Origin of the sequence: Bradyrhizobium sp. CB1717, from assembly GCF_029714325.1 — a bacterium.
GTDB lineage: Bacteria > Pseudomonadota > Alphaproteobacteria > Rhizobiales > Xanthobacteraceae > Bradyrhizobium.
Window position 1 is genome coordinate 1,400,845 of record NZ_CP121666.1, and the last position, 26,742, is coordinate 1,427,586.

The window sequence follows — 26,742 nt, forward strand, 5'->3', positions numbered from 1 at the left end:
TCACGTCCGATGCTTCGGCAGGTCAATCCGTTCGTGTGAGAATTCCGGCGGGCCCTCGGTGAGGCGGCGGATGCGGCGTTCGCGTTCGTCCTCCGGCAGTGCGGGATCGAGCAGGCCCTCGATCTCGTGCACTGCCAGCTCCTCGATGCGGTCGGCGTCGGATGCGACCGAGCGTGCTGATGCAGGTACCGCGGGCGCGATCTTCAGGCCGAGCTCGACCAGCTTGCAGATGGCATCCGAGCGCGACAGCTGATGGGCTTCGGCCCAGGCATCCACGGTGGCGGTGAGCATCTGCGGCATTTTCACGGCGCTGATCGCATCGAGCCCGGTGCGCCGGCGTACCGGCGAGGCGAAGTCCTTGCTGCCGAAATCAGACACCCCGATCATCCCCGCGCGACCGTTGCAGATGGATCAACCGTAAACGTCATTCGCGGGAGGCTGTTTGATGCCGATCAATGACGAACTGCGGCATTGCGGCGCGGTGCGATCTTGTTGTCCGGCTCCATTTCGGCCAATGATCGGGAAGCGAACCCCGATCGACCCTGCCACGTATCTGATTTCGGACGCTTCCCAACCATCCGGCACCACCCGATGACATCAGGCGAATCCTTTTACGGCGGCATCCCCGTCTTCCGCGGCTTCACCAGCCTGATGGACCCCGCGCTCTATGCGCCGCTGCCCGATGATTGGAGCATCGGTGTCGCCGACATCGTCGATTCCACCAAGGCGATCGCGGCGCAGCGCTACAAGGCGGTCAACATGGCCGGCGCCGCCGTGATCGCGGCGGTGACGAATGCGTTGGAGGGGCGGGAATTCCCCTTCGTGTTCGGCGGCGACGGAGCGAGCTTTGCGGTCGCGCCGTCGGATCTCGATGCTGCGCGCGAGGCATTGGCCGCGACCGCGACCTGGGTCCGCGAGGATCTCGATCTGAAGATGCGCGTCGCGCTGGTGCCGGTGAGCGCCATCCGGGCGCAAGGGCTCGATGTGCGCGTCGCGCGTTTCGGCCCGTCGCCGAACCTGTCCTATGCGATGTTCTCCGGTGGCGGGCTCGCCTGGGCCGATGCCGCGATGAAGCGCGGCGAGTTCGCGGTGGCGGAAGCGCCCGCCGGCTCGCAGCCGGACCTCTCGGGCCTGTCGTGCCGCTTCGAGGTGATGCCGGCTGCGCGCGGCCTGATCCTGTCGGTGCTGGTGATGCCGTCGCGCGGTGTCGATCCGCAGGCCTTCCGCAAGGTGATCGAGGACATCATCCATCTCGTCGAGCGCAGCCCGGAGGGCGGCCGCCCGGTGCCGCCGCAGGGCCCGCCGCTGAAATGGCCGCCGCAGGGGCTGGACTTCGAAGCCCGCACCAGGCGCGGCGGTCCGCTGCTCGCGCGTAGAGCCAGCGTGCTGGCCTATACGCTGTTCGTCTATCTGATCATGCGCTTCGATCTCAAGGTCGGCGGCTTTGTGCCCAACATCTACAGGCGCCAGGTGGTCGAGAACTCCGACTTCAGGAAATATGACGATGGCCTGCGCATGATCCTCGACTGCACGCCGCAGCTCGAACGCGCGTTGAGCGATCGTCTCGCGGCCGCTGCGCGCGACGGCGTCGTGCGCTACGGCCTCTATCAGCAGGATGCCGCGATGATGACCTGCTTCACGCCGTCGGCGCTGCGCAGCGATCACGTCCACTTCATCGACGGCGCGCGGGGCGGCTACGCCTCGGCGGCGACGGCGCTGAAGGCGATGATGGCGGCGGCGAGCTAGCGTCCCGCGCGCGTCCAGGTCTCGCCGCCGCAGAGCGCGCCGACGCAGCCTTCGACCCGCAGCGAATCCGCGCCCGTCACCGTGACGCTGCTCGCATAGGTGCTGCCGTCATCGGCATTGTAGATCTGGCCCGACCATTTGTTCGGGCCTGATGGCTGCATGGCGCTGAACAGCGGCAGGCCGATCATCGGACGCTTGGCGAGCGCGGGATTGGGATTCTTGCTGTCGCTGGCGGGCTGGCCGGTCGCGGTGTCCATGGGCTCGCGCAGCCAGACGATGTGGCCGCAGATGCCGCCGCCGCACTTGCTGATCTTGACGCGGGCATCGCCGGCCTGGGTGAGCCAGGTCCCGTCGGCGCTCTGCGCATGTGCGGCAGTCGCGCCAAGCAGCGCAGTCAGGATGACGGAGAGGATGGCGAATCTGCTGAACATGGAGCGGCCCTGAAAAATGGAGGCGCCTCCATAGCAGCCCGGCAGGATAGTGCAACGCCGGATTGAATCACATTCCTGCGCGTGATTTGCCTGCGCTCATTTGCCCCAGCGCGCGAACGCGACCGAGGCTGCGGTCAGGAGCCCGAACACGGCCATGGCGCCGCCGACCAGCGCGAACAACGTCCAGGCCGGCGCCTGCGCCGTCATGAGGCCGATCCCGCCGATCGCGACGATCAGCAGCCGCGCGGTGGAGGCCAACACCGGACCGCCGACACGTGCGGCGCCTTGCGAGGAGAAATACAGCGACACGCCCATGCCGAAGAACACGAAGGCCGGGCCGGCCCAGTGGAAATAGCTGTGCGCCGCCGCCGTGACGCCGGGATCGCGCGTGAACAGCGACACCCACAGCGCGGGATCGAGCGCGACGACGAGGCCGATCGTGCCGACCGTAAGCCCCGAGGCCGCTGCTGCCGTCCAGGCCACGCGCCGCGCGCGCGCGACATGTCCGGCGCCCATCGCCATGCCGACCATCGGCACCGAGGCGATGCCGAAGGCGAAGGTGATCGGGATCAGCAGAAATTCCAGCCGCGAGCCGATGCCGTAGCCGGCCAGCATCTCGGTGCCGAAGGTCGCGAGGATTTTCGTGAAGATCAGGATGGTGAGCACGGTCTGGAGCGGCGACAGGCAGGCGACGGCGCCCACTTTCAAGATGTCCAGGAACATCGCGCGCTCGAAATGGAACGCGCGGAAGTCGAGCTGCAGCCGGCTGCGGCCGGACAGGAGATACCAGAGGAAGAAGATCGCGGAGCAGCTGAACGCGATCAGCTGGCCGCTCGCAACGCCGGGCATGCCGAATTGCGGTACGCCGAACAGGCCGAGACCCAGCGTGCCGCCGAGCGCGATCTGGAGCACGCTCGCCCCGATCAGCGTCATCGACGGCAGGCGCATGTCGCCGGTGCCGCGGATCACCGAGGCCAGCGTATTCACGAGCCAGATCGCGACAGCGCCGGAGAACAGCACCTGTGAATAGCCGCTGGCTTCCTCGAGCACGCGCTCGCGCCCGCCGAGCAGCGTGAAGAACGAGCGGCCGAACACCAGCATCATCACCGTGAAGAACAGTCCGCCGCACAGGCCGATGATGGCGGCATGCAGCGCCAGCGTCGCGGCGCGGTCGCGATTGCCGGCGCCGAGCGCGCGGCTGATCGCCGACGACACGCCGCCGCCCATCGCGCCCGCGCTCATCATCTGCGTCAGCATCGCGAACGGAAACACCAGCGCGATCGCAGCCAGCGGGATGGTGCCGAGCCGGCCGATATAGGAGGTCTCGGCAATCGCAACCAGCGTGCTGCCGACCATCGCGATCATGTTGGGGATCGCGAGCCGGAGCAGCGTCGGCAGGATCGGCGCAGTCAGCAGGCTGGCGATGGGGGAGGCGACCGGCGCAACCGGCGGGACAGCGTCTGCAGGGGCGTCGATCGTCATGTGCCACGGTGCGGAATATTGAATGATGATCGACATCTTATAGGGCGTGCGACACCCGCGCCAGCCCCCGTCTCACGCAGGGCTCACCAGGGCAGGCCGCATAGGTCGATGGTGCCCAGCGTCGGGGCCCGGACGATGTCGAAGACGTAGGGTGCCATGTAGTCGAAGCGAATGCGCCCCTCCGGCTGCTCGCAATAGACGTCACCTTTGAAGGGTTGCCATTTGCGGGCCTCGTAAAACGCGAAATTGTGCGGCTCGCAGAACAGCAGCCCGAAGCGGACCGCCTCGTTGGCGCGCATGGTATGCACTGCCGCGTCGATCGCGATCGTGGCATAGCCGCGGCCGCGCCGGTCCTCGCGCGTGCAGACGCCGCCGATGCCGCCGACGTGGACCTTCTGTCCATTCCAGGTGACGGTGCGGAAGTAGACGCCGACATGGCAGACGAGCCCGTCCTCGGGAGTCTCGATCAGCACGCGCAGATCGGCATTGGCCCATTTGACGTGGCTCCAGGCCGGCTTCTCCGCGGCGTCTTGGCCCCAGACCGCGCTGAGCAGCGGCTTTGCGAGTGGCCATGAGGCGTCGCCGTTCAAAATGTCGATCTCGATGCTCATGGCGTCGTCCTTCACAGCTCTGCTTGGTGGCGCGTTTGTTCTGTCGTAAGCGCTTCAAAGGCAATGATATTTTATGACGGATCGCAGGTTTGATCGACGGCGGCCCGTTGCGACGAATTTGTGCATCCGGGCGAGGCCGCCCCATCACGCCTTTTCGCAAATTCAGAGGTATTTAATGGCGGCGGAACCTTCTATAAGGGGTGACCGTTAGAACGTTCCCCACCAGTTGCGGACAAGAACCCATGACCTTTACGCTGCCCCCACTCCCTTACGCCTATGACGCCCTCGGCCAGTACATGTCGAAGGAGACGCTGGAATATCACCACGACAAGCATCATCAGGCCTACGTCACCAACGGCAACAACGCGCTCAAGGGGACCGAATGGGAAGGCAAGTCCCTTGAAGAGATCGTCAAGGGCTCGTTCGGCAAGAACCCCGCGGTGTTCAACAATGCCGGCCAGCACTACAACCACATCCACTTCTGGAGCTGGATGAAGCCCAATGGCGGCGGCACCAAGCTCCCGGGCAAGCTCGAGAAGAAGATCAACGAGGACCTCGGCGGCTTCGAGAAGTTCAAGACCGACTTCCAGGCGGCCGGCGTCGGCCAGTTCGGCTCCGGCTGGTGCTGGCTCCAGGTCAAGAACGGCAAGCTCGAGATCTCCAAGACCCCGAACGGCGAGAATCCGCTGGTGCACGGCGCCACTCCGATCCTCGGCTGCGACGTCTGGGAGCACTCCTACTACATCGACTACCGCAACCGCCGTCCCGACTATCTCAAGGCTTTCGTCGAGAACCTCGTGAACTGGGAATACGTCGAGTCCCTGTTCGACAAGGCGTAAGCCGGTCGCGTCATTCCGGGGCGGCGAAGCCGAACCCGGAATCTCGAGATTCCGGGTTCGATGCTGCGCATCGCCCCGGAATGACGGAAACAACAAGGCGGTCGCTGACGCGGCCGCCTTTTTGCTGTGCGGAATTGCCCTGCGCGGTGCGCGTATCGGCCTGTGATCGTACCGTTTGCATCGCGTTGGCGGCGCCCTTAATCAGGACGGGCATCACCCTCGAGCCGCTCCACACCCGTTGTCAGAACTTCCCCCGAAAGCCCCGGCGCCTGCCGAGGACGCGGAGTCCGAGCCGCGGCCGGGACGCGTGCGCAAGCCGATCGGCTGGTCGACCATCATCATCGCGGCCCTGGTGGCGGTGAGCGCGGCTCTGGTCTGGCGGCGTGACGGCACCGACGGTGTTCTGGACATCCTCACCCACGATCTGTCCCTGTTCGGCGGCATCCTGCCGCGCGTGCTGGCCGGCTGCCTGCTCGGGGCCTTCATCTCCGAGATCCTGCCGCACGAAAAAGTCTCGCGCTCGCTCGGGCCGAAATCCGGCCTGATGGGCCTTCTGATCGGCACCGCCTTTGGCGCGATCCTGCCCGGCGGGCCCTTCACCGCCTATCCGGTGGCGAGTGCGCTGCTCGCGGTCGGCGCCGATTTCGGCGCCACCATCGCCATGGTCGTGAGCTGGACCCTGATCGGCTACGGCCGGGCGGTCGCCTGGGAAATCCCGATCATGGGCACCGATTTCACGCTGTGGCGGATCCTGATCTCGCTGCCGCTGCCGGTGCTCGCGGGCGCCCTCGGCCGCTTCGTCTATGTCCGGCTCTATCCGCAGCCGCTCGCGAAGGACGACGAGAGTTGAGCGCGGCGCTCCTGATCGACATCCTGCTGTGGGGCTCGGTGCTCGGCGTCGGCCTGATCGCCTTTCGCCGCGGCCCGCCGGTGTTCAAGGCGTCCTTGCGCGAAGGCTCGATGGACTTCATCAACATCGTGCCGCGGATTGCGCTCGGCGTGATCGGCTCCGGCTACATCGCCGCGATCATCCCGCAGGAGGTGATCACCGGCTGGCTCGGCCCGGATAGCGGCTGGCTCGGGGTTGCCTCCGCCGTGGTCGCCGGCGCGGCCACGCCCGGCGGTCCCGTGATCGGCTTCTCCATTGGCACCGTGGCGCTGAAGTCCGGCGGCGGGGTGCCACAGGTGGTCGCCTATGTCGTCGCCTGGGCGCTGTTCGCCTTCCAGCGGGTGATCTTGTGGGAAATCCCGTTCATGCCGGCTCGGTTCGTCTGGTTCCGCTGCGCCGTCTCGGTGCCTTTCCCGTTCGTGGCCGCCGCCATCGCCATGGTGATCGGGAAGCCCTGAATTTTGGGCGTCATTCCGGGACGGCGAAGCCGGACCCGGAATCTCGAGATTCCGGGTCTGGTCCTTCGGACCATCCCGGAATGACAGCTGGGTCGTGGACACGCGTAATGTTATAATATAACATCCCCAAATGGTTCCCGCCGCATCCCACGCCCACCAGCACGATCATGCCCACGGCCATTCCCATGACGACGCGCATGCGCATGGGCACGACCATACCCACGCCCATGTCCACGACGCGGCCTCGCCGCATCCGGCCCAGGCGGCGCCCTGGTCGATCCTGCGCATGACCATGGCGGGCCGCCTCGCGGCTGCGCTCGCCGTCTGCGCCGTGCTCTGGGGCGTGGTCTTCCTGGCGATGAGGTGAGGATGGCAGCGCTGCATTTCCACAACGTCACGCTGGGCTATGACCGGCATCCGGCTGTGCACCATCTCAGCGGCGAGGTCGCCCCGGGCGCGCTGGTCGCCGTGATCGGCCCGAACGGCGCCGGCAAGTCGACGCTGCTGCGCGGCATCGTCGGCATCCTGAGGCCGCTCGACGGCAGCATCCATCTCGGCGGGCTCGATGCCCGCGACATCGCCTATCTGCCGCAGAGCGCGGAGATCGACCGCAGCTTCCCGATTTCGGTGTTCGATTTCGTGGGCACCGGGCTGTGGCGCAACGCCGGCCTGTTCGGCGGCATCGGCAAGGCGGCGCGGAACAAGATCCTGCGCGCGATCGCGTCCGTTGGTCTCAATGGCTTCGAGAACCGCCCGATCGGCACGCTCTCCGGCGGCCAGATGCAGCGCGTGCTGTTTGCGCGCGTGCTGCTCCAGGACGCCAGCCTGATCGTGCTCGACGAGCCCTTCAACGCCATCGACAGCAAGACCACCGCCGACCTGCTCGCACTGGTCAAGCACTGGCACGGCGAGGGCCGCACCGTGCTCGCCGCGCTGCACGACATGGAGATGGTGCGCAACCATTTCAGCGAGACGCTGGTGCTGGCGCGGGGCCCCGTGGCCTGGGGACCGACGGCAGAGGTGCTGACGCCGGAGAATCTGATGGTCGCGATGCGGATGTGCGAGGCCTTCGACGACACGGCCGCGGCCTGCGCGGCCGATGATACCAGCTCGCGGGCCGCGTGATCGCAGATGGTCTATGACGCGCTGATCGGCCCGTTCACCGAGTTCGAGTTCATGCGGCGGGCGCTGGCCGCCGTGATCGCGCTGTCGCTGGCGGGCGCGCCGATCGGCGTATTCCTGATGCTGCGGCGGATGAGCCTGGTCGGCGACGCCATGGCGCATGCGATCCTGCCCGGTGCGGCCATCGGCTTCCTGCTCTCCGGCCTCAATTTGTTCGCCATGACGGCCGGAGGCCTGATCGCCGGCTTTGCCGTCGCGATCCTCGCCGGCGTCGTCGCGCGCTCGACCGGGCTGAAGGAGGACGCATCGCTCGCGACCTTCTATCTCGCCTCGCTGGCGCTCGGCGTCACCATCGTCTCGATCAAGGGCACCAATATCGACCTGCTCCATGTCTTGTTCGGCAACATCCTCGCGATGGACGACCAGACCCTGCTGGTGGTCGCCTTCAACGCCACGGTGACGCTGCTGGTGCTCGCGGTGATCTACCGCCCGCTGGTGATCGAGAGTGTCGATCCGCTATTCCTGCGCACGGTGAGCCGGGCCGGGGGCCCCGCGCATCTCGCCTTCCTGGCGCTGGTCGTCATCAACCTCGTCAACGGCTTCCAGGCGCTGGGTACGCTGCTCGCGGTGGGCCTGATGATCCTGCCCGCGGGCATCGCGCGGTTCTGGTCGCGCGATCTCACCGCGATGATCTGCATCGCTGTCGTCGCTGCTGCCGTCGCGGGCTATGCCGGCCTCGTGCTGTCCTTCCAGACCCGCGTGCCATCGGGCCCCGCGATCATTCTGGTGGCGACGGCGCTGTACATCGTCTCCGTGTTGTTCGGCCGCGTCGGCGGCATCGTCCGGCAACTGTTTCCCGGCCGGCATCTGGAAGCGTGACGGCGATGCGCTTCCTTGTGCTCCTGGCCTTGCTGATGATCGCCTCGCCGCTGCACGCCGCCGAGCGGCTCAACGTCGTTGCGAGCTTCTCGATCCTCGGCGATTTCGTTCGTAATGTCGGTGGCGACCGCATCAACCTGACGACACTGGTCGGGCCCGACAGCGACGTCCACGTCTACACGCCGGCGCCCGCCGACGCGAAGCGGGTCGCGGAAGCGAAGCTCGTCATCGTCAACGGGCTTGGGTTGGAGGGCTGGCTGCCGCGCCTCGTGCAGTCCGCAGGCGGCAAGGCGCAGGTGGTCACCGCGAGCGCCGGCATCGCGCCCCTCAAACTCGGCTCGGCCGCTGATCCCCACGCCTGGCAGTCCGTTCCCAATGCCAAGGTCTACGTGACCGACATCGCCAATGCATTGGCCGCGGCCGTCCCGGACAACGCGGAGTTCTTCCGCGCCCAGGCCAAGGCCTATTTGGAAAAGCTCGAAACGCTGGACCGCGAGGTCCGCGAGACCGTGGCCAAAATTCCGCCGGAGCGGCGCAAGGTGATCTCCACCCACGACGCCTTCGGTTATTTCGCCGCCGAATACGGCATCCAGTTCATCGCCCCCCTGGGCGTTTCCACGGAAACCGAGCCCAGCGCGCGGGACATCGCGGCCATCATCGGCCAGATCAGGGCCCAAAAAATCCCCGCCGTGTTCCTGGAAAATATCAGCGATGACCGCCTGATCCGCCGGATCGCCGCCGAGACCGGCGCAAAGGTCGGCGGGACCCTGATTTCGGACGGTTTGACCGGCGAAAAGGGGCCTGCACCCACTTACATTGACATGGTCAGGCACAATATAAAGGCCCTGACCAGCGCGCTTGACCATTAGGGCAGGGGCCACCCCGCCTCGCGTCGCGCGAAAAAGCCTTAAAGTCCGGAGTTGTTATGTCTGAAGCGACCTCTCAGAAAATTCCCGTGACCGTCCTGACCGGCTATCTCGGCGCCGGCAAGACCACGCTTTTGAACCGCATTTTGTCGGAGAACCACGGCAAGAAATACGCCGTCATCGTCAACGAATTCGGCGAGATCGGCATCGACAACGACCTCATCATCGGCGCCGATGAGGAAGTGTTCGAGATGAACAACGGCTGCATCTGCTGCACCGTGCGCGGCGATCTCGTCCGTATCATGGACGGCTTGATGAAGCGCAAAGGCAAGTTCGACGCCATCATCGTCGAGACCACCGGCCTTGCCGATCCCGCCCCGGTCGCCCAGACCTTCTTCGTCGACGAGGACGTGCAGAAGAACGCCCGGCTCGACGCGGTCGTCACCGTCGCCGACGCCAAATGGCTGTCCGACCGCCTGAAGGACGCGCCCGAGGCCAAGAACCAGATCGCCTTTGCCGACGTCATCGTGCTGAACAAGACCGATCTCGTCACCAAGCCCGAGCTTGCCGAGGTCGAGGCCCGCATCCGCGGCATCAATCCCTATGCGAAACTCCACCGCACCGAGCGCTGCTCGGTGGCGTTGGCCGACGTGCTCGACCGCGGCGCGTTCGACCTCGACCGCATCCTCGACATCGAGCCGGATTTCCTCGAGGCCGACGATCATGACCACGACCATCACCATCATCACGGCCACGACCATCACCACCATGATCACGGTCACGGCCTGAAGCACTATCACGACGAGGACATGCAGTCGCTGTCGCTCAAGACCGACAAGCCGCTCGATCCCAACATGTTCATGCCCTGGCTGCAGAACCTGGTGCAGGTCGAGGGCGGCAAGATCCTGCGCTCCAAGGGCATCCTCGCCTTCCACGACGACGACGACCGCTACGTCTTCCAGGGCGTCCATATGATGCTGGAGGGCAACCACCAGCGGAAGTGGAAGGAGGGCGAGCCGCGCGAGAGCCGTCTCGTCTTCATCGGCCGCGAATTGCCGGAAAAGGCCATTCGCGAAGGCTTCGAGAGCTGCATCGTCTCGTGATGAAAGAGTTTTCGCCGCCCCCCGATTCCGCCTCGATCGTCTCCGTCACCGACCGCGTCAAGCCGATCGTGCTTGGCATGGGCGTGACCTCGGTGCATTTCCTCAGGGATCGCGCCGCCTTCGTCGGCGGCGAGGAAAACGTCAAGTTCGTCGACGCGCAAGGCGAGATCACGACGGTCGCCGTGCACAGCGGCGGCATTCTCTCCGCCGCCTCCGACGGCAAGCGCCTCGTCATGGGTGGCGACGACGGCAAGGTCGTCTCGCTCGATGCCAAGGGCGAGGTGACCCTGCTCGCCACCGACCCGAAGCGTCGCTGGATCGATGCGGTTGCGCTGCACGCCGATGGTGCCTTCGCCTGGTCGGCCGGCAAGACGGCGACCGTCAAGAGCGGCAAGGCCGAGGAGAAGTCGCTCGAGGTGCCCTCGACCGTCGGCGGCCTTGCGTTTGCGCCGAAGGGACTGCGGCTCGCGATCGCGCATTACAACGGCGCCACGCTGTGGTTTCCGAACATGGAAGGCTCGGCCGAATTCCTGCCCTGGGCCGGCTCGCACCACGCGGTCACCTTCAGCCCCGACAACAAGTTCCTGGTCACTGCGATGCACGAGCCGGCGCTGCATGGCTGGCGGCTCGCCGATAACAGGCACATGCGCATGACCGGCTATCCCGGCCGGGTCCGTTCGGTGTCCTGGAGCGCGGGCGGCAAGGGATTGGCGACCTCAGGCGCCGACACCGTCATCATCTGGCCCTTCGCCAGCAAGGACGGTCCGATGGGCAAGGAGCCCGCGATGCTCGCGCCGCTGCAGGCGCGCGTCTCGGTGGTGGCCTGCCATCCCAAGAACGACATCCTCGCCGCCGGCTACAGCGACGGCACCGTGCTGATGGTGCGGATGGAGGACGGCGCCGAGATCCTGGTCCGCCGCAACGGCACCCCGCCGGTCGCGGCGCTCGCCTGGAATGCCAAGGGCACGCTGCTGGCGTTCGCGGATGAAAATGGGGATGGCGGTCTGCTGGAGCTTTAATCTGTCATCGTTCCCGCCGTAGGGTGGGCAAAGGCGCGCCCTTGCGCCGTGCCCACGATCTTTTTGCTTTGACGGGAGCCGTGGGCACGCTTCGCTTTGCCCACCCTACGGCAGCTCACATTCATGCGGTTTCTGACGACCTTCCAGCTTGCCGATTTCGCCGACACGCTGGTCAGCCTGACCACGGCCTTTGTGCTGGGCACGCTGATCGGCGCCGAGCGGCAATACCGCCAGCGCACCGCCGGCCTGCGCACCAATGTGCTGGTCGCGGTCGGCGCTGCCGCCTTCGTCGATCTCGCCATGCATCTGGACGGCGCCGACGGTGCTGTGCGGGTGATCGCCTACGTGGTCTCCGGCATCGGCTTCCTGGGCGCCGGCGTCATCATGAAGCAGGGCATGGACGTGCGTGGGCTCAACACCGCGGCGACGTTGTGGGCTTCGGCCGCGGTCGGCTCCTGCGCCGGCGCCGACATGGTTGCCCAGGCCGCGGCGCTCACCGTGTTCGTCATCGCCGGCAACACCATGCTGCGCCCGCTGGTCAACGCCATCAACCGCATCCCGCTGAACGAGAAGGCGCTGGAGGCGACCTATTACTTCAAGCTGGCGGTCGCGACTGACGCCCTGCCCGACATGCGCGACCGTCTCGTCGACAAGCTCGAGGCCGCGAAATACCCGGTCGCCGATGTCGAGGTCGCCGAGATCGGCGAGGACAATCTGGAGATCGTCGCCAAGCTGGTCGCGACCGCGGTCGATCCGAACGAGCTGAACGCGGTGGCGACCGATCTGCAGCATCTGCCGGGCGTGCGTCACGCCACCTGGGAAGTCAGCACGACGGAGTGAGGGCGGCGTTTGGGCGCGTGATGGGTGGTTCCCGGCTTTCGGTCTCGGAACCGGCACGCCCTGGTTTCGTTGATTCCGCGGACAAAGGCGGTGATCGACATGCCCGGCCCAGATAATAAGCGCAGATTGAAGCTCGACCTGACAATTGCCGGTTTGCTGTTCGCAGCAGGCGTCGTGGTGTCGGTGATGTCGCTGGCACAAATCCGTGCCGAAAGCCGGTCGGAGCTGGCGCAGGCGACGCAGCCGCTCCAGGGCACGCCGTCCGACGAGCAGGGCAAGACGCCCGCGGAAGCCAAGCCCGGCGGCGACCGGCCGACCACACCCGCCCCCGAGCCGGCACGCCCCGAGCCGCAGACACAGGGCGCGGCGACCAAGCCGGCGCTGCCGCCGGCTCCCGCGGAGAAGATCGCGCCGCCGATTGAGAAGAAGTAGCGAAGGAGCGAGTTCTCTAGACGTACACGGTGTCATCGCCCGGCGAAGACCGGGCGATCCAGTATTCCAGAGACAGCGATGGCATGCGGAGAAGCCGCGGCGTACCGGATGCCCCGGTCAAGCCGGGGCATGACAGTTGAGCGTGGGGCGCGAAGTTTGGCGCCTCACCGCACCAAGATATTCCGGAACTGCCAGGGATCGCTGGTGTCGATATCCTCCGGGAACAGTCCCGGACGATCCGTCAGCGGCGTCCAGTCGGTGTAGAAACCCTTCACCGGGCCGAGATAGGGCAGCTGGATTTCCAGCAGGCGATCGAAATCCATTTCGTCGGCTTCGACGATGCCCTCGTTCGGGTTTTCCAGCGCCCAGACCATGCCGCCGAGCACGGCGGAGGTCACCTGCAGGCCGGTGGCGTTCTGGTAGGGCGCGAGCGCGCGGGTCTCCTCGATGGAGAGCTGCGAGCCGTACCAATAGGCATTGTTGTCGTGGCCGAACAGCAGCACGCCGAGCTCGTCGATGCCGTCGACGATCTCGTTCTCGTCGAGGATGTGGTGCTTCTCCTGCATCTTCGCGGCGCGGCCGAACATCTCATGCAGCGACAGCACGGCATCGTCGGCCGGATGATAGGCATAGTGGCAGGTCGGCCGGTAGACCGCCTTGCCCGATGCATCACGCACCGTGAAGTAATCGGAGATCGAGATCGACTCGTTGTGGGTGACGAGGAAGCCGTATTGCGCGCCGCGGGTCGGGCACCAGGTGCGCACGCGCGTGTTGGCACCGGGCTGCATCAGATAGATGGCAGCACCGCAGCCGGCCTCGTGGGTCCGCGCATTTTCGGGCATCCACTTCTCGTGAGTGCCCCAGCCGAGCTCGGACGGCTGCACGCCTTCCGACAGGAAACCTTCCACCGACCAGGTGTTGACGAAGACGTCGGGCTCCTTCGGCTTCTTCGAGCGCTGGGTGTCGCGTTCGGCGATGTGGATGCCCTTGATGCCGGCCTGCCGCATCAGATCGGCCCACTCGGCCTTGGTCTTCGGACGGGGGGCATTGAGCTTCAGGTCGGCGGCGACATTGAGCAGCGCCTGCTTGACGAAGAAGGAGACCATGCCGGGATTGGCGCCGCAGCAGGAGACGGCCGTGGTCGAGCCCGCCGGGCGCGCCTTCTTGGCGGCTAGCGTCACTTCGCGCAGCGCGTAGTTGGAGCGCGCTTCCGGGCCCTTCGACGCATCGAAATAGAAGCCGAGCCAGGGCTCGTTGACGGTGTCGATATAGAGAGCGCCGAGCTCGTTGCAGAGCTCCATGATGTCGGTCGAGCCGGTATCGACCGACAGATTGACGCAAAAGCCCTGGCCGCCGCCTTCGGTGAGCAGCGGGGTCAGCAGCTCGCGGTAATTGTCTTTCGTCACGGCCTTCTGGATGAAGCGCACATTCTGCTTCTCGCAATGCGCCTTGCGGCCCTCGTCCTTGGGGTCGATCACGGTGACGCGCGACTTGTCGTAATCGAGATGCCGCTCGATCATCGGCAACGTGCCTTTGCCGATGGAGCCGAAGCCGACCATAACGATGGGACCGGTGATCTTCGCGTAGATCTGCGAGGGAGGGCTCATGGAATAGTTTCTCCGGAACGTGCTGGCAGACGATGGTGAGGGGTGGATCAGGCGCTGCGGCGCTTGGCGGTGACTTCGATCTCGACCTTCATCTCGGGCTTGGCGAGAGCGGTGACGACCAGCAACGTCGCAGCCGGCCTGATGTCGCCGAGGACTTCACCGCAGACGGCGAAGTGGGCATCGATGTAGCTGGCGTCGGTGACGTAGTAGGTCGCACGGACGATATCGGCCATTTCGAATCCGCCCTCCTTCAGGGCGGCTTCGATGGTCTTGAAGCAGTTGCGTGACTGGCTCGTGACATCGGCCGGCATCGTCATCGTGGTGTAGTCATAGCCCGTGGTTCCCGCGACGAAGGCGAACTCGCCGTCGATCACGGCGCGGCTGTAGCCGACGGTCTTCTCGAGCGGGGAGCCGGTGGAAATCAGGCGACGGGACATGGTCATGGGCCTCGACTGAAGGGGTGTTTCGCGGGGTTAAAGGGCGTTTCCGGCGCCTGCGCAACCCCCAAGGAACGGGTTTGGCGCAGGCGCGGCCGGGCGTTGCCGCTCGATGCGGCTTCGGTCGTCGCTATGAGAGCGATCCGTTAGGCCGCCTGCGCCTGGAGGGGACGAACCGACCTCCGTTTGGGCAGGGCCGCGCCGGTCGGGACGATCATCCCGGCGGCCCCATCGAGCGCACCTTCGGCGAATTCGATCGCCAGCAGGCGGTCGCGCTCGAACGGGCCGGGCAGCACCAGGGCGCCGGTCTTCTCGGCCGCGAAGCCGAAGCGGGCGTAATATGGGGCATCGCCGAGCAGGATCACGGCTTCATGCCCGCGCGCCCGGGCGGCGGCCAGCGCTTGATGCATCAGCGCGGCGCCGATCCCGAGCTCGCGGCAGGCAGGGTCCACCGCCAATGGTCCGAGGACCAGAGCGGGCCTGCCTCCGGCGCTGACATGCCACAGCCGCACGGTTCCCACGAGCGTGCCCTCGCGCATCGCCGACAGGGCAAGGCCTGTGGCGGGCGCGCGTCCGTCGCGCAGGCGCTGGCAGGTGCGGTCATGGCGGTTCTCGCCAAAGCAGGCATCCAGCAGCGCTTCACGGGCGGCGACGTCGACAGCACGTTCCGCACGGATCGCGAACGGAGCGGCTTTCGAGGTGAGGGCGACTTGTGGCTTCCGAAAAGCAGTCATGGCGCGTCAGTCCCCGCTTGAACCGGCGTGCGATCAGCACGCCTGTCCAAGACGTCGTCAGAAAATCGAGATGTCAGGGAGGAGCCGGCAAGCCGGCTCCCGGGTTCGTCAGGCCTCTGAAAAAGCGAGGCGGCTTAGATGTGGTACGTCTTCAGCGGCGGAATGCCGTTGAACGCCACCGACGAGTAGGTCGACGTATAGGCCCCGGTGCCTTCGATCAGCACCTTGTCGCCGATCTCGAGCGTGACGGGGAGCGGATACGGGCTCTTCTCGTACAGCACGTCGGCGCTGTCGCAGGTCGGACCGGCGAGCACGCACGGCGTCATGTCCGCGCCGTCGTGACGGGTGCGGATGGCATAACGGATCGACTCGTCCATCGTCTCGGCGAGACCGCCGAACTTGCCGATGTCGAGGTAGACCCAGCGCACTTCGTCCTCGTCGCTCTTCTTCGAGATCAGCACGACCTCGGATTCGATGACGCCGGCGTTGCCCACCATGCCGCGGCCCGGCTCGATGATGGTCTCCGGAATCTGGTTGCCGAAGTGCTTGCGCAGCGCGCGGAAGATCGAACGGCCGTAGGTGACGACCGGCGGCACGTCCTTCAGGTACTTGGTCGGGAAGCCGCCGCCCATGTTGACCATGGAGAGGTTGATGCCGCGCTCGGCGCAGTCGCGGAATACCTGCGAGGCCATCGCCAGCGCACGGTCCCACGCCTTCACCTTGCGCTGCTGCGAACCGACATGGAAGGAGATGCCGCACGGCTCCAGGCCCAGGCGCTTGGCGACGTCGAGCACCTCGACGGCCATTTCCGGGTCGCAGCCGAACTTGCGCGACAGCGGCCATTCGGCGCCGGCACAGTCATAGAGGATGCGGCAGAACACCTTCGCGCCGGGAGCGGCACGGGCGACCTTCTCGACCTCGGGGACGCAATCCACCGCGAACAGCCGGATGCCGAGCGCGAAGGCGCGCGCGATGTCGCGCTCCTTCTTGATCGTGTTGCCGAAGGAGATGCGGTCGGGCGTCGCACCAGCGGTCAGCGCCATCTCGATCTCGGCGACGGTCGCGGTGTCGAAGCAGGAGCCCATGGAGGCCAGCAGCGAGAGCACTTCCGGCGCCGGGTTCGCCTTGACGGCGTAGAACACGCGGCTGTCGGGCAGCGCCTTGGCGAAGCTCTGGTAATTGTCGCGCACGACCTCGAGGTCGACGACGAGGCACGGCTCGGTGTCGAGACCTTCCTTGCGGCGGTTACGCAGGAATTCCTGGATTCGTTCGGTCATGGCACTCTCCAACGGTCCCAGCGACGGGATCCGCATCAACGTGACGTCTGATGAGAGTGCTTCGGCCACATCGCGCGATGGAGGCGCGCTGAGGCCAAAAAACTCAAACCAGACTGTGCTGCCGTGGATTGGTTGGGAGAGATTCCCGCCCGCACACCTGGCAATGAAGGACAAGCCTTTTCAGTAGCCCGCGCCGGCGTTGGAATGCCGGTAGAGACCAAAAAAGCCCGATCCGTCGTTGCTTTAAGTCGCGTCCCCCGTTGAGAGCGGGGTGCGCCGGTTCGCCTCCGGCTGCCAGTCACGGTTGCAAAGAGCGAAGTCACCTTCGACTAGGCATCTCTTTGAGAGAGATGCTGGACGCTCCGGGTTTGCTTCGGTCGTTCGACCTTTCGGTCCTCGACTTCCGCACTTCCGAAGAGCCCCTCGGCTTCTTCACCCCTTGGCGGCTGTCCGGCCTCTTGTCCGGATACCTACCGACTGACACACGACCACAGGCACGTGCGAAATTGGGCAAGTCCGCACATAAGCGTTTTGACTCTGGTTCGCAAGAATTTTTTTAGGCTGCGGACAGAATTGCCTAACGTCTGCTTGCGCGCTGTTGCGCGAACGACGCTGAAGATGAACGAGCGTTAAGTTTTCGCTGCGCTGCGCGTGATGCTCACGCGCGTGAAGCGTCAGCCGCGCTTCGTGAAGGGCTCGACGCGTTGAGCACCGCGGATGAAGGCGGTCATCACGAGCACGCCGAGCGCGAACAGCACGGCCTGCAGGATGTGGGCGCCTTGATCGCCGAGACCGAACAGGATCGCGAGCGCCCAGCCGCCGGCAAAGGCCGCGCCGAACACCTCCGCGCCGATCAGGATGGCGGCGCTGATGACGGTGATGACGCTGGGCCAGACGATCTGGCGGGACGACGAGGAAGGCGCGTTCATGGGGCTCAGGGGTCCTGTCTTCGAGGGCCGCAATCTCCCCGAAAAGGCGCCCGGGAGCAAGGCCAAATGGCTCAAAAAAGCCCCATCGCGTGCTATAGCTGGCCGTAACAATCGAGCCACAAAAATCGGGACTTGCGATGTCAGAACCCCGCCAAACCACGGACTCCGGGATCAATCCGCTGCTGAAGGCCTGGGTGACGCCGTTTGCGACCCCGCCGTTCGACGAGATCACGCCGGAGCACTTCCTCCCGGCCTTCGAGCAGGCCTTCGCCGATCATTCCGCCGAGATCGCGGCGATCACCAACGATCCCGCGGCGCCCGACTTCGCCAACACCATCACGGCGCTGGAGCGCTCCGGCAAGCTGCTGAGCAAGGTTGCGGCGGTGTTCTACGACCTCGTCTCGGCGCATTCCAACCCGGCCATCCTGGAGATCGACAAGGAAGTCTCCTTGCGGATGGCGCGGCACTGGAATCCGATCATGATGAACGCCGTGCTGTTTGGTCGCATCGCCCAGCTGCACGAGAACCGCACCGCGCTCGGTCTTTCGCCCGAGCAGCTCCGCCTGCTGGAGCGCACCTACACCCGCTTCCACCGCGCCGGCGCCGGCCTCTCCGAAGAGGCCAAGGTCCGGATGGCCGAGATCAACGAGAGGCTGGCCCAGCTCGGCACCGGCTTCAGCCATCATCTGCTCGGTGACGAGCAGGACTGGTTCATGGAGCTCGGGGAGGCCGATCGCCAGGGCCTGCCTGAGAGCTTCGTCGCCGCCGCCAAGGCCGCGGCGGACGAGCGCGGCATGGCCGGCAAGGCCATCGTCACGCTGTCGCGCTCCTCGGTCGAGACGTTCCTGAAGAGCTCGGCCCGGCGCGACCTGCGCGAGAAGGTCTACAAGGCCTTCATCGCCCGCGGCGACAACGGCAATGCCAACGACAACAACGCGACCATCGTCGAGGTCCTGAAGCTGCGCGAGGAGAGCGCCAACCTCCTGGGCTACCCGACCTACGCCGCCTACCGCCTCGAGGACTCCATGGCCAAGACGCCGGAGGCGGTGCGGAGCCTCCTGGAGCGAGTCTGGAAGCCGGCCCGCGCCCGGGCGCTCGCCGACCGCGACGAGATGCAGGCGCTGATCACGGAAGAGGGCGGCAATTTCAAGCTCGCGCCCTGGGACTGGCGCTTCTACGCCGAGAAGCTGCGCCTGCAGCGGGCCAATTTCGACGATTCCGCGATCAAGCCGTACCTCGCGCTCGACCACATGATCGCCGCCGCGTTCGACTGCGCCACGCGCCTGTTCGGCGTCACCTTCGAGGAGCGCAAGGACGTTCCGGTCTGGCACCCCGACGTCCGGGTCTGGGAGATGAAGGGGCCGGACGGCAAGCACAAGGCGTTGTTCTACGGCGACTACTTCGCCCGGCCGTCGAAGCGCTCCGGCGCCTGGATGACCTCGCTGCGCGACCAGCAGAAGCTCGACGGCGACGTCGCGCCGCTCATTCTCAACATCTGCAATTTCGCCAAGGGCGCCGACGGCGAGCCCTCGCTGCTGTCGCCCGACGACGCCCGCACCCTGTTCCACGAGTTCGGCCACGGCCTGCACGGCATGCTCTCCAACGTGACCTATCCCTCGCTGTCGGGCACCTCGGTGTTCACCGACTTCGTCGAGCTGCCGTCGCAGCTCTACGAGCACTGGCAGGAGCGGCCCGAGGTGCTGCAGAAGTTCGCCCGTCACTACCAGACCGGCGCGCCGCTGCCCGACGACCTGCTCCAGCGCTTCCTGGCCGCGCGAAAGTTCAACCAGGGCTTTGCCACGGTCGAGTTCGTCTCCTCGGCGCTGGTCGATCTCGAGTTCCACACCCAGCCGGCTGCCGCCGCGCAGGATGTCCGCGCCTTCGAGAAAAAGGAGCTGGAGAAGATCGGCATGCCCGAGGAGATCGCGCTGCGTCACCGGCCCACGCAGTTCGGTCACATCTTCACCGGCGACCACTACGCCGCCGGCTATTACAGCTACATGTGGTCGGAGGTGATGGACGCCGACGCCTTCGGCGCGTTCGAGGAGGCCGGCAACATCTTTGATCCGGCCGTCGCAAAGCGCCTGCACGACGACATCTATTCGTCGGGCGGATCGGTCGATCCGGAAGCCGCCTACGAGGCGTTCCGCGGCCGCCCGCCGGAGCCCGACGCGCTGCTCCGCCGTCGCGGCCTGCTCGACGACGCCAAGGCGGCCTGATGCGCATGCGCCGCCTGTTAGGTCTGCTGCTCGCCGCCGGCCTCACGCTTGCGGCGGGCGCGGCGAGCGCGCATCCGCATGTCTGGATCACCGCGACCAGCGAATTGCTCTATGCCGCCGACGGCAGCATCACCGGCGTGCGCCACGCCTGGACCTTCGACGACATGTTCTCGGCCTATGCGGTGCAGGGGCTCGAGAGCAAGACCAAGGGCGCCTATACGCGCGAGGAGCTCGGGCCGCTGGCGCAGACCAATGTCGAGTCGCTGAAGGAATATGCCTATTTCACCTTCGCCAAGGCTGACGGCAAGAAGGAGCGGTTCAACGAGCCGGTCGACTATTTCCTCGACTACAAGGACACGGTCCTGACCCTGCACTTCACGCTGCCGCTGAAGAACCCGGTCAAGCCGAGGCAATTGGTGCTCGAAGTGTTCGACCGCTCCTTCTTCATCGACTTCCAGATGGCCAAGGACAATCCGGTCAAGCTGGTCGGCGCGCCCGCGGGTTGCCAGATGAAGCTCGACCGTCCCAGCGACGGCTCGGCCACCGCCCAGAAGCTGAACGAGCAGACTTTCCTGAACGGCGAGAACAGCAATTTCGGCATGATGTTCGCCAACAAGATCACGGTGGATTGCCCTTGAAGCAGCATCTCTCCCCGCTCACCCGCGGGCTGATCGCCTGCGCTGCCGTTCTGCTGGTCATGGTCGCGGCCGATGCCGCGCTTCACGATCTGCTCGCGCAAAACCCCTTTGGCGCGCCGCGGCCGGCGCAGGCGGCCGAACCCGAGGCCGGCGGCCTGATTGGCTGGCTCCTGGCAAAGCAGTCGGAATTCTATCGCCAGATGTCGTCGACCATCCGCGCCGCGAAGTCCGACGGCTCGGCGGTGTGGACGCTGCTGTTCATCTCGTTCGCCTATGGCATCTTCCACGCCGCCGGTCCCGGCCATGGCAAGGCGGTGATCGCCTCTTATCTCGTCGCCAACCGCGAGACCGCGCGGCGCGGCATCGCGCTGTCCTTTGCCTCGGCGCTGATGCAGTCGCTGGTGGCGATCCTGATCGTCGGTATCTCCGCCTGGGTGCTGAATGCGACCGCCAAGACGATGTGCAAGGCGGAAGGGGCGATCGAGATCGCGAGCTACGCCCTGATCGCGCTGTTCGGCCTGCGCCTCGTCTGGGTCAAGGGCCGCACCTTCCTCCGCGCGCTGCAGGCGGCCCAGCCGGTGCCGGCGATCGCGGGCGTGCCGCATGACCATCATGATCACGGCCATCACCATCATCACGATGCGCATGATCATCATGAGCACGATCATCATCATGATCATGATCATGCACATGCCCATGCCCATGCCCATGACCATCACGGGCATGACCACGTCCATGACGAGCATTGCGGCCATTCCCACGGCCCCACCCCGAGCGAGCTCGCCGGCCCCGGCGGCTGGCGGCGCGGCTTCGCGGCGATCCTCACCGTCGGCATCCGCCCCTGCTCGGGCGCGATCCTGGTCCTGGTGTTCGCGCTGGCCCAGAGCCTGTTCTGGGCCGGCATCGCCGCAACCTTCCTGATGGGGCTCGGCACCGCGATCACGGTCGCGGCCATCGCTGTTATCGCCGTCTCCGCCAAGGACGTCGCCGCGCGCCTCAGCGCAGGCCGCGACGGCGGCGGCGCGCTGTTCATGCGCGGCATCGAGTTCGGCGCCGCCGCCCTCGTGCTGCTGTTCGGCGTCGGCCTGTTGTTCGGCTACATCGCGGCCGAACGGACGACGTGTTTTTGAGGGCGCATCTGCACTTCGCGGCGCTAATTGGGCAAGACGGTCGAGCGCCTTGCTCCGTCATTGCGAGCGCAGCGAAGCAATCCAGAATGTCTCCGCGGCGGCAGTCTGGATTATCTTCGTCGCAGGGGCTCCTCGCAATGACGAGCCTGAAATATCTCGGTCGGGGGATTCCATGTCGCGCGAACAATTCTGGTTCTTTCACCCGTTCCGGGTGCGCTATTCCGAGATCGACGGCCAGGGCGTCGTCTTCAACGCGCATTACCTGACCTATTTCGACACCACCATCACCGAATATTTCCGCGCGCTGGGCTACGACCAGTATGCGGACGCAAAGGCGACCGGCATCGATTTCCATGTCGTGAAGTCGCTGATCGAATACAAGGCGCCGGTCCGGTTCGACTGGGAGCTCGACGTCGGCGCGCGCGTGGCGCGGATCGGCAATTCGAGCCTCGTTTTCGAGCTTGCCATTTTCCGGAAAGGTGGCGCGGACGCGCTGGTGAGCGGCGAGATCGTGTGGGTCTACACCAATCAGGAAACCCATCGGCCGGTGCCGATCCCGGCATGGATCCGCGATCTCATCGCCACGCGGGAACGCCATCTTTCGGCGTGAAGCCGCCTCACACCGGCAAAAACCGCCTCAGCATCGGCATGAAGAAAATCCCGAGATTGATCGCAAAGCCGATGCTCCAGAGGATCGAGCGCAGCGTCGGGCGGTTGCCGAGATAGGTCAGCACATAGGCGATGCGCACGATCAGGAACAGCGCGGCGAGCTCGTCGATCAGCCGCTGCGGCGAGTCCCTGAATTCGGCAAGCAGCACCGTGAAGGCGAAGAACGGAAAGGTCTCGATGCCGTTCTGGTGGGCGCCCAGGGCGCGCTGCGCGATGGCGTCCTCATAGAACGCGGGATCGCGCGGCCGGGAATTGTCGAAGCGGCGAAACCTGATCCATTTGATCGAGGCGATCGTGGACAAATAGAGCAGCAGCGCCCCGAATACGCACCATTCCGCGAGCGTCATCGTCCCTCCCCCGCTTGGGTGCGACCCTAGCGAAACCGCCCTCATCTTGACAAGTTCGGACCAACGCGCGACCCAACGAGCCATGAATAGCGTCGTCCCCCTCGAGACTGCGAACCCGGCCACCCGATCCGCCCTGCCGCGCGTCGGCGTGCTCCTGGTCAATCTCGGCACGCCCGATACGGCCGACGCGCCCGGCGTCCGGGTCTACCTGAAGGAGTTCCTCTCGGACGCCCGCGTCATCGAGGACCAGGGTCTGGTCTGGAAGCTGGTGTTGAACGGGATCATCCTGCGCAGCCGTCCTCGCACCAAGGCGCTCGACTACCGCAAGATCTGGAACACCGAGAAGAACGAGTCCCCCCTGAAGACCATCACGCGGTCGCAAAGCGACAAGCTCGCGGCCGCGCTGTCGGATCGCAGCAACGTCGTCGTGGACTGGGCGATGCGCTACGGCAATCCTTCGATCAAGTCGGGCATCGACGCGCTGATCGCTGAGGGTTGCGAGCGCATCCTCGCCGTGCCGCTCTATCCGCAATATTCCGCCTCGACCTCGGCCACGGTCTGCGACGAGGTGTTTCGCGTGCTCGCGCAGCTTCGCAACCAGCCGACGCTGCGGGTGACGCCGCCTTACTACGAGGATGCCGCCTATATCGAGGCGCTCGCTGTTTCGATCGAGACGCATCTGGCGACGCTCCCGTTCAAGCCCGAGCTGATCGTCGCGTCCTTCCACGGCATGCCGAAATCCTATGTCGAAAAGGGCGATCCCTATCAGCAGCACTGCATCGCCACCACCGAGGCGCTGCGCCGCCGCCTCGGCATGGACGAGACAAAACTGCTGCTGACCTTCCAGTCGCGCTTCGGCAATGACGAGTGGCTGCAGCCCTACACCGACAAGACCATGGAGCGGCTCGCGACAGAAGGCGTGCGCCGCATCGCGGTGGTCACGCCCGGCTTTTCCGCCGACTGCCTGGAGACGCTGGAGGAGATCGCGCAGGAGAATGCCGAGATCTTCAAGCACAATGGCGGCGAGCAGTTTTCCGCGATCCCCTGCCTCAACGATACTGAACCCGGTATGGACGTGATCCGCACCCTGGTGCTGCGCGAGCTCCAGGGTTGGATCTGATGGTTCGCCCCATGAATCGCCGCGACTGCCTGGCGTTTCTTGGGATGATCGCCGCGCTGCCGGCCCCGGTGCTGGCGCAGCAGCCGAACGCAACGCGCAGGCTCGGCGTGCTCTCGGTCACGGCCGCCGACGATGTGATCGGGCAGACGCGCAGCGCCATCCTGGTCGAAGCGCTCGGCCGCCACGGCTGGAAGGAGCACGACAATCTCAGGATCGATTGGCGCAGCGGCGCCGGCGACCGTGCGCGGATCGCCGGGCTCGCCGACGAGTTGATCGCGCTCAAGCCCGACATCCTGCTCGCGGTCGGCACGCCCTCGGTCGAAGAGCTGCGCCAACGCACGACGACAATCCCCATCGTGTTCGCCGTCGTCACCGATCCCGTCAGCCAGGGCTTTGTGCAAAATCTCGCGCATCCCGGCGGCAACGTCACCGGCTTCACCGATTACGACGGCCCGCTGGCCGGCAAATGGCTGGAGATGCTGACCCAGGTCACGCCGAAAGTGTCCCGCGTCTTCGTCGTCTATAATCCCGCCACCGCGCCGTTCGCGCCCCTGATGCTGCGCACGATCGAGGACGCCGCACGGACGCTTCACGTGACGGTCGAACCCGCGCCGGTCCATGATGCCGCTTCGATCGCGGCGCTGGCTTCGCGGCACGACGGCGGCCTGCTGATCCTGCCGGACTTCTTCACCATGGCCAACCGCGCGCAGCTGCTGGCGGCGATCGCGCAGGCGCGCGTGCCGGCGGTGTTCTGGAGCCGCAGCTTTGTCGAGGAGGGCGGGCTGATGTCCTACAGCACCGACAGCGCCGAGCAGCTCCGGCGCGCCGCGGGCTATATCGACCGCATCCTCAAGGGTGCGCAGGCGGCCGACCTGCCGGTCCAGAACCCCACCAAGTTCGAACTGGTGATCAACCTCAAGGCGGCGAGGGCGCTCGGCGTCACGCTTTCCCCGGGGCTGCTCGCAATTGCGAATGACGTGATCGAATGAAGCCGTCCGTGGCGGACGCCTCGCCCGAATTCGTTAATTTCTGCTGTTAGGTCTGCGCCCGCGCGCTTTCAAGAGCCTGTCGCAAATACATATCGTGACCGTTCTCTCGCTGTGCGTCTTGTGTGGAATCGCGCCGATACCGACGTGAATTGCGACCGCTGAACCGGTAGGGTTGTGATCCCGACCAATGACAGCGCCGGAAAGGGCCTTTTCCCAGCTTCCTTTCCGCCTTGGAGGAGTTATGAGCGGTTTCGACATTTTCGCGATTGTTCTGGTCTTGCTCGTCATCGTCACGCTGCTCGCCGGCGTGAAGACGGTGCCGCAGGGCTATGACTGGACCATCGAGCGGTTCGGCAAATACACCCAGACGCTGAGCCCCGGGCTCAATTTGATCGTACCCTATTTCGATCGCGTCGGACGCAAGATCAACATGATGGAGCAGGTGATCGACATTCCCGAGCAGGAGGTGATCACCAAGGACAACGCCACCGTGACGGTGGACGGCGTTGCCTTCTTCCAGGTGTTCGATGCCGCCAAAGCGAGCTACGAGGTCGCCAACCTCAACCAGGCGATCACGGTCCTGACCATGACCAACATCCGCTCGGTGATGGGCTCGATGGACCTCGACCAGGTGCTGTCGCACCGCGACGAGATCAACGAGCGCCTCTTGCGCGTGGTCGACGCCGCGGTCTCGCCCTGGGGCGTCAAGGTCAACCGCATCGAGATCAAGGACATCGTGCCGCCGGCCGACCTCGTCGAAGCCATGGGCCGGCAGATGAAGGCCGAGCGCGTCAAGCGCGCCGACATTCTCGCTGCCGAAGGCCAGCGCCAGTCCGAGATCCTGCGCGCCGAGGGCGCCAAGCAGGGCCAGATCCTCCAGGCCGAAGGCCGCCGCGAGGCCGCCTTCCGCGACGCCGAGGCGCGCGAGCGTCTGGCGGAGGCCGAAGCCAAGGCGACGCAGGCGGTGTCGGAAGCCATTTCCAAGGGCGACATCGCCGCGTTGAACTATTTCATCGCCGACAAATATATCAAGGCGTTCGGCCAGTTCGCCGACGCGCCGAACCAGAAGATCATCATGCTGCCGATGGAAGCCACCAGCATGCTCGGCTCGCTCGCCGGCATTGGCGAGATCGCGAAGGCGACGTTCGGCGAAAGCGCGGCGTCCGCGGCCGCCGCCGCGCGCCGGACCGGCTCGGTGCCGCCGACCAGCGGCACGCCGCCGGCGGTACCGCCGCGGCAGGGATAGTCACCGGCGCATGCCTTGCGACAAGGGCATGCGCCAATATTCAGAGGTCGTGTCATGACCGACATGTTCGTATCGCTCGGCAGCTGGAATTGGCTGATCTTCGGCTTCATCCTGATGGCGCTGGAGACGATGGCGCCGGGCGTCTTTTTGTTCTGGCTCGGACTCGCGGCACTGCTGGTGGGCCTGATCTCGTTCGCCGTCCTTCTGTCCTGGCAGATCCAGCTCGTGATGTTCGCGGTGTTCGCCGCCGCCGCCGTCCCGGTCTGGCGCCGCCTCGCGCGGCCGAAGGTGGATGAGAGTGCAAGCCCGTTCCTCAACAAGCGCACCGAGGCGCTGCTCGGGCGCGAGTTCACGCTGGAGAAGCCGATCATCGACGGCAGCGGCACCGTGCGCATCGGCGACACGGTGTGGCGTGTTGCCGGCCCCGATACGCCCGCGGGCACGCGGGTCAAGGTGGTGCAGGTGGATGGCGCCAACCTGACGGTCGCGGCGGCGTAGTTTCGCTTACCCTCCCCTGGAGGGGGAGGGTCGATCGCGCGTAGCGCGAGCGGGGTGGGGTGATCTCTCCACTCGGCACTGTCGGATGTGGTGGCACCGTCACCCCACCCCGCTACGCATTTCGCGTCGCTCCATGCGTAGCCACCCACGGGCGTGCTACGCTCGTCCCGGACCCCTCCAGGGGC

At 65.8% G+C, this 26,742-nt stretch carries 31 protein-coding genes; 20 read left to right on the forward strand and 11 right to left on the reverse strand.

Annotated features, from left to right (window positions below; translation table 11 throughout):
- On the reverse strand, positions 1-387 hold the full coding sequence (locus QA649_RS06600) for a hypothetical protein (protein ID WP_283023479.1): 387 nt from the start codon (positions 385-387) through the stop codon (positions 1-3).
- A 204-nt stretch (positions 388-591) separates the two neighbouring features.
- On the opposite strand from QA649_RS06600, the gene QA649_RS06605 reads away from it, so the two are divergent.
- Positions 592-1,746: a DUF3095 domain-containing protein gene (locus tag QA649_RS06605; protein ID WP_283023480.1), complete on the forward strand. Its 1,155-nt coding sequence runs from the start codon at positions 592-594 to the stop codon at positions 1,744-1,746.
- On the opposite strand, the gene QA649_RS06610 is transcribed toward QA649_RS06605, so the two are convergent.
- The 3 genes from QA649_RS06610 to QA649_RS06620 all read right to left on the reverse strand — a co-directional run bounded on the left by QA649_RS06610 (position 1,743) and on the right by QA649_RS06620 (position 4,270).
- On the reverse strand, positions 1,743-2,177 hold the full coding sequence (locus QA649_RS06610) for a DUF2147 domain-containing protein (protein ID WP_283023481.1): 435 nt from the start codon (positions 2,175-2,177) through the stop codon (positions 1,743-1,745). The two genes, QA649_RS06605 and QA649_RS06610, sit on opposite strands and share 4 nt — an antisense overlap.
- 96 nt (positions 2,178-2,273) lie before the next feature.
- Positions 2,274-3,659, reverse strand: a complete 1,386-nt coding sequence (locus QA649_RS06615; protein ID WP_283025978.1) for an MATE family efflux transporter — start codon at positions 3,657-3,659, stop codon at positions 2,274-2,276.
- 83 nt (positions 3,660-3,742) lie between these two features.
- A complete protein-coding gene (locus QA649_RS06620) occupies positions 3,743-4,270 on the reverse strand; it encodes a GNAT family N-acetyltransferase (RefSeq protein ID WP_283023482.1) in 528 nt (175 codons plus the stop codon).
- A gap of 242 nt (positions 4,271-4,512) precedes the next feature.
- Here QA649_RS06620 and QA649_RS06625 point away from each other — a divergent pair, with 242 nt between their 5' ends.
- On the forward strand, positions 4,513-5,109 hold the full coding sequence (locus QA649_RS06625; RefSeq protein ID WP_026312923.1) for a superoxide dismutase: 597 nt from the start codon (positions 4,513-4,515) through the stop codon (positions 5,107-5,109).
- 10 nt (positions 5,110-5,119) lie between these two features.
- Here the strand turns inward: QA649_RS06625 and QA649_RS06630 are convergent, their stop codons facing one another.
- Complete coding sequence (locus QA649_RS06630) at positions 5,120-5,323, reverse strand: hypothetical protein (protein WP_283023483.1); 204 nt, start codon at positions 5,321-5,323, stop codon at positions 5,120-5,122.
- A 24-nt stretch (positions 5,324-5,347) separates the two neighbouring features.
- Between QA649_RS06630 and QA649_RS06635 the strand changes: the two genes are divergently transcribed.
- The 10 genes from QA649_RS06635 (at position 5,348) to QA649_RS06680 (ending at position 12,717) form a co-directional block, all read left to right on the forward strand.
- Entirely contained in the window at positions 5,348-5,959 is a 612-nt protein-coding gene (locus QA649_RS06635) for a permease (RefSeq protein ID WP_283023484.1), read from the forward strand.
- The gene (locus QA649_RS06640; protein ID WP_183242509.1) at positions 5,956-6,456 is read left to right on the forward strand and encodes a hypothetical protein; all 501 of its coding nucleotides are present in this window, start codon (positions 5,956-5,958) and stop codon (positions 6,454-6,456) included. Before QA649_RS06635 ends, QA649_RS06640 begins: the two co-directional genes overlap by 4 nt.
- Before the next feature lie 130 nt (positions 6,457-6,586).
- Positions 6,587-6,823: a hypothetical protein gene (locus QA649_RS06645; protein WP_260387885.1), complete on the forward strand. Its 237-nt coding sequence runs from the start codon at positions 6,587-6,589 to the stop codon at positions 6,821-6,823.
- A 2-nt stretch (positions 6,824-6,825) separates the two neighbouring features.
- Positions 6,826-7,581, forward strand: coding sequence for an ABC transporter ATP-binding protein (locus tag QA649_RS06650; RefSeq protein WP_283023485.1), 756 nt, complete (start codon positions 6,826-6,828; stop codon positions 7,579-7,581).
- 6 nt (positions 7,582-7,587) lie between these two features.
- The gene (locus QA649_RS06655) at positions 7,588-8,457 is read left to right on the forward strand and encodes a metal ABC transporter permease (protein ID WP_283023486.1); all 870 of its coding nucleotides are present in this window, start codon (positions 7,588-7,590) and stop codon (positions 8,455-8,457) included.
- 5 nt (positions 8,458-8,462) lie between these two features.
- The gene (locus QA649_RS06660) at positions 8,463-9,326 is read left to right on the forward strand and encodes a metal ABC transporter substrate-binding protein (protein WP_283025979.1); all 864 of its coding nucleotides are present in this window, start codon (positions 8,463-8,465) and stop codon (positions 9,324-9,326) included.
- Between the two features lie 56 nt (positions 9,327-9,382).
- On the forward strand, positions 9,383-10,426 hold the full coding sequence (locus tag QA649_RS06665) for a GTP-binding protein (RefSeq protein WP_283023487.1): 1,044 nt from the start codon (positions 9,383-9,385) through the stop codon (positions 10,424-10,426).
- Positions 10,426-11,445, forward strand: coding sequence for a WD40 repeat domain-containing protein (locus QA649_RS06670; RefSeq protein WP_283023488.1), 1,020 nt, complete (start codon positions 10,426-10,428; stop codon positions 11,443-11,445). The genes QA649_RS06665 and QA649_RS06670 overlap by 1 nt, the downstream gene beginning before the upstream one ends.
- A gap of 123 nt (positions 11,446-11,568) precedes the next feature.
- Complete coding sequence (locus tag QA649_RS06675; protein WP_283023489.1) at positions 11,569-12,285, forward strand: MgtC/SapB family protein; 717 nt, start codon at positions 11,569-11,571, stop codon at positions 12,283-12,285.
- Positions 12,286-12,384: 99 nt separating this feature from the next.
- Entirely contained in the window at positions 12,385-12,717 is a 333-nt protein-coding gene (locus QA649_RS06680) for a hypothetical protein (RefSeq protein WP_260387890.1), read from the forward strand.
- Positions 12,718-12,881: 164 nt separating this feature from the next.
- On the opposite strand, the gene QA649_RS06685 is transcribed toward QA649_RS06680, so the two are convergent.
- From QA649_RS06685 to QA649_RS06705, 5 genes are all read right to left on the reverse strand, one after another.
- Complete coding sequence (locus QA649_RS06685) at positions 12,882-14,324, reverse strand: homospermidine synthase (protein ID WP_018648552.1); 1,443 nt, start codon at positions 14,322-14,324, stop codon at positions 12,882-12,884.
- A gap of 47 nt (positions 14,325-14,371) precedes the next feature.
- Positions 14,372-14,761 carry a RidA family protein gene (locus QA649_RS06690; protein WP_026312917.1) on the reverse strand — a complete coding sequence of 130 codons (390 nt, stop codon included), beginning with the start codon at positions 14,759-14,761 and terminating at the stop codon, positions 14,372-14,374.
- 146 nt (positions 14,762-14,907) lie between these two features.
- Positions 14,908-15,495 (reverse strand): N-acetyltransferase, encoded by a 588-nt coding sequence (locus QA649_RS06695; RefSeq protein ID WP_283023490.1) that lies wholly within the window; start codon positions 15,493-15,495, stop codon positions 14,908-14,910.
- Positions 15,496-15,629: 134 nt separating this feature from the next.
- A complete protein-coding gene (locus QA649_RS06700) occupies positions 15,630-16,772 on the reverse strand; it encodes a type III PLP-dependent enzyme (protein WP_283023491.1) in 1,143 nt (380 codons plus the stop codon).
- 674 nt (positions 16,773-17,446) lie between these two features.
- Positions 17,447-17,701: a hypothetical protein gene (locus tag QA649_RS06705; protein WP_018648548.1), complete on the reverse strand. Its 255-nt coding sequence runs from the start codon at positions 17,699-17,701 to the stop codon at positions 17,447-17,449.
- Between the two features lie 137 nt (positions 17,702-17,838).
- On the opposite strand from QA649_RS06705, the gene QA649_RS06710 reads away from it, so the two are divergent.
- The 4 genes from QA649_RS06710 to QA649_RS06725 all read left to right on the forward strand — a co-directional run bounded on the left by QA649_RS06710 (position 17,839) and on the right by QA649_RS06725 (position 22,298).
- Positions 17,839-19,920 (forward strand): M3 family metallopeptidase, encoded by a 2,082-nt coding sequence (locus tag QA649_RS06710; protein ID WP_283023492.1) that lies wholly within the window; start codon positions 17,839-17,841, stop codon positions 19,918-19,920.
- The gene (locus tag QA649_RS06715) at positions 19,920-20,558 is read left to right on the forward strand and encodes a DUF1007 family protein (RefSeq protein WP_283023493.1); all 639 of its coding nucleotides are present in this window, start codon (positions 19,920-19,922) and stop codon (positions 20,556-20,558) included. The genes QA649_RS06710 and QA649_RS06715 overlap by 1 nt, the downstream gene beginning before the upstream one ends.
- Complete coding sequence (locus QA649_RS06720; protein WP_283023494.1) at positions 20,555-21,688, forward strand: nickel/cobalt transporter; 1,134 nt, start codon at positions 20,555-20,557, stop codon at positions 21,686-21,688. The genes QA649_RS06715 and QA649_RS06720 overlap by 4 nt, the downstream gene beginning before the upstream one ends.
- A gap of 172 nt (positions 21,689-21,860) precedes the next feature.
- Positions 21,861-22,298, forward strand: a complete 438-nt coding sequence (locus tag QA649_RS06725) for a thioesterase family protein (protein ID WP_283023495.1) — start codon at positions 21,861-21,863, stop codon at positions 22,296-22,298.
- Positions 22,299-22,305: 7 nt separating this feature from the next.
- On the opposite strand, the gene QA649_RS06730 is transcribed toward QA649_RS06725, so the two are convergent.
- Positions 22,306-22,704: an MAPEG family protein gene (locus tag QA649_RS06730; RefSeq protein WP_283023496.1), complete on the reverse strand. Its 399-nt coding sequence runs from the start codon at positions 22,702-22,704 to the stop codon at positions 22,306-22,308.
- 82 nt (positions 22,705-22,786) lie between these two features.
- On the opposite strand from QA649_RS06730, the gene hemH reads away from it, so the two are divergent.
- The 4 genes from hemH (at position 22,787) to QA649_RS06750 (ending at position 26,557) form a co-directional block, all read left to right on the forward strand.
- Positions 22,787-23,824: a ferrochelatase gene (hemH, locus tag QA649_RS06735; RefSeq protein ID WP_283023497.1), complete on the forward strand. Its 1,038-nt coding sequence runs from the start codon at positions 22,787-22,789 to the stop codon at positions 23,822-23,824.
- An 11-nt stretch (positions 23,825-23,835) separates the two neighbouring features.
- Positions 23,836-24,813, forward strand: coding sequence for an ABC transporter substrate-binding protein (locus tag QA649_RS06740; protein WP_283023498.1), 978 nt, complete (start codon positions 23,836-23,838; stop codon positions 24,811-24,813).
- Positions 24,814-25,054: 241 nt separating this feature from the next.
- Positions 25,055-26,059: an SPFH domain-containing protein gene (locus QA649_RS06745; RefSeq protein WP_283023499.1), complete on the forward strand. Its 1,005-nt coding sequence runs from the start codon at positions 25,055-25,057 to the stop codon at positions 26,057-26,059.
- A gap of 54 nt (positions 26,060-26,113) precedes the next feature.
- Positions 26,114-26,557, forward strand: a complete 444-nt coding sequence (locus tag QA649_RS06750) for an NfeD family protein (protein WP_283023500.1) — start codon at positions 26,114-26,116, stop codon at positions 26,555-26,557.
- Positions 26,558-26,742 lie beyond the last annotated feature (185 nt).

Excerpts from the sequence above, each read along its gene's own strand:
- QA649_RS06630 (WP_283023483.1), bottom strand. The coding sequence starts at position 5,323 with ATGCCCGTCCTGATTAAGGGCGCCGCCAACGCGATGCAAACGGTACGA.
- QA649_RS06710 (WP_283023492.1), top strand. The coding sequence starts at position 17,839 with ATGTCAGAACCCCGCCAAACCACGGACTCCGGGATCAATCCGCTGCTG.
- QA649_RS06680 (WP_260387890.1), top strand. The coding sequence starts at position 12,385 with ATGCCCGGCCCAGATAATAAGCGCAGATTGAAGCTCGACCTGACAATT.
- QA649_RS06750 (WP_283023500.1), top strand. The coding sequence starts at position 26,114 with ATGACCGACATGTTCGTATCGCTCGGCAGCTGGAATTGGCTGATCTTC.
- QA649_RS06690 (WP_026312917.1), bottom strand. The coding sequence starts at position 14,761 with ATGTCCCGTCGCCTGATTTCCACCGGCTCCCCGCTCGAGAAGACCGTC.
- QA649_RS06605 (WP_283023480.1), top strand. The coding sequence starts at position 592 with ATGACATCAGGCGAATCCTTTTACGGCGGCATCCCCGTCTTCCGCGGC.
- QA649_RS06620 (WP_283023482.1), bottom strand. The coding sequence starts at position 4,270 with ATGAGCATCGAGATCGACATTTTGAACGGCGACGCCTCATGGCCACTC.
- QA649_RS06660 (WP_283025979.1), top strand. The coding sequence starts at position 8,463 with ATGCGCTTCCTTGTGCTCCTGGCCTTGCTGATGATCGCCTCGCCGCTG.
- QA649_RS06700 (WP_283023491.1), bottom strand. The coding sequence starts at position 16,772 with ATGACCGAACGAATCCAGGAATTCCTGCGTAACCGCCGCAAGGAAGGT.
- QA649_RS06600 (WP_283023479.1), bottom strand. The coding sequence starts at position 387 with ATGATCGGGGTGTCTGATTTCGGCAGCAAGGACTTCGCCTCGCCGGTA.
- QA649_RS06730 (WP_283023496.1), bottom strand. The coding sequence starts at position 22,704 with ATGACGCTCGCGGAATGGTGCGTATTCGGGGCGCTGCTGCTCTATTTG.
- QA649_RS06615 (WP_283025978.1), bottom strand. The coding sequence starts at position 3,659 with ATGACGATCGACGCCCCTGCAGACGCTGTCCCGCCGGTTGCGCCGGTC.
- QA649_RS06740 (WP_283023498.1), top strand. The coding sequence starts at position 23,836 with ATGAATCGCCGCGACTGCCTGGCGTTTCTTGGGATGATCGCCGCGCTG.
- QA649_RS06715 (WP_283023493.1), top strand. The coding sequence starts at position 19,920 with ATGCGCATGCGCCGCCTGTTAGGTCTGCTGCTCGCCGCCGGCCTCACG.
- QA649_RS06725 (WP_283023495.1), top strand. The coding sequence starts at position 21,861 with ATGTCGCGCGAACAATTCTGGTTCTTTCACCCGTTCCGGGTGCGCTAT.
- QA649_RS06705 (WP_018648548.1), bottom strand. The coding sequence starts at position 17,701 with ATGAACGCGCCTTCCTCGTCGTCCCGCCAGATCGTCTGGCCCAGCGTC.
- QA649_RS06745 (WP_283023499.1), top strand. The coding sequence starts at position 25,055 with ATGAGCGGTTTCGACATTTTCGCGATTGTTCTGGTCTTGCTCGTCATC.
- QA649_RS06685 (WP_018648552.1), bottom strand. The coding sequence starts at position 14,324 with ATGAGCCCTCCCTCGCAGATCTACGCGAAGATCACCGGTCCCATCGTT.
- QA649_RS06675 (WP_283023489.1), top strand. The coding sequence starts at position 11,569 with ATGCGGTTTCTGACGACCTTCCAGCTTGCCGATTTCGCCGACACGCTG.
- QA649_RS06645 (WP_260387885.1), top strand. The coding sequence starts at position 6,587 with ATGGTTCCCGCCGCATCCCACGCCCACCAGCACGATCATGCCCACGGC.
- QA649_RS06665 (WP_283023487.1), top strand. The coding sequence starts at position 9,383 with ATGTCTGAAGCGACCTCTCAGAAAATTCCCGTGACCGTCCTGACCGGC.
- hemH (WP_283023497.1), top strand. The coding sequence starts at position 22,787 with ATGAATAGCGTCGTCCCCCTCGAGACTGCGAACCCGGCCACCCGATCC.
- QA649_RS06695 (WP_283023490.1), bottom strand. The coding sequence starts at position 15,495 with ATGACTGCTTTTCGGAAGCCACAAGTCGCCCTCACCTCGAAAGCCGCT.
- QA649_RS06655 (WP_283023486.1), top strand. The coding sequence starts at position 7,588 with ATGGTCTATGACGCGCTGATCGGCCCGTTCACCGAGTTCGAGTTCATG.
- QA649_RS06625 (WP_026312923.1), top strand. The coding sequence starts at position 4,513 with ATGACCTTTACGCTGCCCCCACTCCCTTACGCCTATGACGCCCTCGGC.
- QA649_RS06650 (WP_283023485.1), top strand. The coding sequence starts at position 6,826 with ATGGCAGCGCTGCATTTCCACAACGTCACGCTGGGCTATGACCGGCAT.
- QA649_RS06610 (WP_283023481.1), bottom strand. The coding sequence starts at position 2,177 with ATGTTCAGCAGATTCGCCATCCTCTCCGTCATCCTGACTGCGCTGCTT.
- QA649_RS06670 (WP_283023488.1), top strand. The coding sequence starts at position 10,426 with ATGAAAGAGTTTTCGCCGCCCCCCGATTCCGCCTCGATCGTCTCCGTC.